Consider the following 1063-nt stretch of genomic DNA (forward strand, 5'->3'; position numbering starts at 1 on the left):
GTCGTGAAGCGGGACTTCGACCTCATCGTCTATGGCGCGACGGGTTACACCGGCCGTCTCATCGCCGAATATCTGGCGACGTCCTATCGCGGCGACGATGCTCCGTCCTGGGCGATCGCCGGGCGCGCGACCGACAAGCTCCAGAAGGTGCGTGCCGATATCGGCGCATCAGACGATTTGCCTTTGGTCAAGGCGGATGCCGCCGAGCCGGCCAGCCTGCGTTCGATGTGCGAGCGTGCGGCCGTGATTATCACGACAGTCGGGCCCTATCAGCTCTACGGCCGCGAGCTTGTGGCGGCCTGCGCGGCCACGGGCACTGGCTATGTCGATCTGTGCGGCGAGCCGGCTTGGATGCGGCGCATGATCGACGCCCATCACGAAGAGGCGAAACGGACGGGCGCGCGGATCGTCTTCTCCTGCGGCTTCGATTCCATCCCGTTCGATCTCGGTGTGCTCACGTTGCAGGAGAAGGCGCGCGAGAAATTCGGACGCCCGGCGCGGCGGGTCAAAGCCCGCCTGCGCAAGGTGAAAGGCGGCATGTCGGGCGGCACCGCGGCGAGCGCCCAGGCGACGTTGGCGGCCGCAGCGCGCGACCCGGCCCTGATCCGGCTGCTGACCGATCCCTTCGCGTTGACGCCGGGGTTCACTGGGCCGTCTCAGCCGTCGGGCCTCATCCCCGAATACGACCCGAGCATGAACGTGTGGCTCGTGCCGTTCCCCATGGCGCCGATCAACACCAAGAACGTGCACCGCACGAATTTCCTGTTGGGGCATCCCTACGGCTCGGACTTCGTTTACGACGAGATGATGGTCGCACCGGGATTTGGGGAAATCGGTCGCGTGACAACGGAGACGTTCGCGACGATGGTTTTCTTGTTCGGGTCCGGCGGTCTCAAACCCGGCGCGGGCCCGACCCAGGCAGAGCGTGAGAAGGGCTTCTACGACATCCTCTTCCTGGGCGAACTGCCGGATGGCCGACGGGTCGAGGCGGTAGTCACGGGCGACCGCGATCCGGGCTATGGCTCGACCAGCAAGATGATCGCCGAAAGCGCTCTCTGCCTCG

1 protein-coding gene is annotated in these 1063 nt (G+C 65.9%); it reads left to right on the plus strand.

Translation table 11 applies throughout. From position 1 onward, the window contains the following. Nucleotides 1–3: 3 nt before the first annotated feature. On the plus strand, nt 4–1063 hold a 1060-nt coding region (locus GWG65_RS40185), incomplete at its 3' end, for a saccharopine dehydrogenase NADP-binding domain-containing protein (RefSeq protein WP_275200916.1).

The sequence above is a fragment of the Bradyrhizobium sp. CSA207 genome (assembly GCF_029051685.1).
GTDB lineage: Bacteria > Pseudomonadota > Alphaproteobacteria > Rhizobiales > Xanthobacteraceae > Bradyrhizobium.